The sequence below is a fragment of the Zobellella denitrificans genome, from assembly GCF_002237365.1.
Classification (GTDB): Bacteria; Pseudomonadota; Gammaproteobacteria; order Enterobacterales; family Aeromonadaceae; genus Oceanimonas; species Oceanimonas denitrificans.
In genome coordinates, this window is record NZ_NMUO01000213.1 from 1 (window position 1) to 541 (window position 541).

The following is a 541-nucleotide window of genomic DNA, read 5'->3' on the forward strand; positions in this document are numbered from 1 at the left end:
GGGTAGCAGTTCGAACGGCAAGGATTGCACACCGGCGCGCGCAACTGAACCAGCTGGTGCGGCAGTTCCGCGCCGGTGTGCAATCCTTGCCGTTCGAACTGCTACCCTCCGCCACCGCCATCCAGCCCCTGGTGATCGGCGACGAGGCCCGCACCCTGGCCCTGGCGGCGCGGCTTAAGGAACGCGGCATCTGGGTGGGCGCCATCCGCCCGCCCACGGTGCCGGTGGGCGGTGCCCGGCTGCGCATTACCCTGAGCGCCGCCCATACAAGGGAAGACGTGCACACCCTGGTTGCTGCCCTGATGGACGCCTCCCGGGAGTAGGCAAGAAATTCAAGGTCGGCGATAACACGTGGGGAACGACAAGGTGTGATGGATCTGATGGTGAACGAAACGGGTAACCAGTTGCTGATGGAGCATATCGACAAGCAGAAAGTGGCCGAAGCCTTCGGCCGGGCCGCCCACAGCTACGAGCGGCACAACGGCCTGCAGCGCCGCAGCGGCGAGGCGCTGCTCGAACGGCTGCCGGCCCGCGCGGGCAC

General features: G+C 66.9%; 1 protein-coding gene. It reads left to right on the forward strand.

What is annotated here, in order from left to right:
- On the forward strand, positions 1–323 hold a 323-nt coding region (locus CGX12_RS19420), incomplete at its 5' end, for an aminotransferase class I/II-fold pyridoxal phosphate-dependent enzyme (RefSeq protein WP_142995731.1).
- Positions 324–541 lie beyond the last annotated feature (218 nt).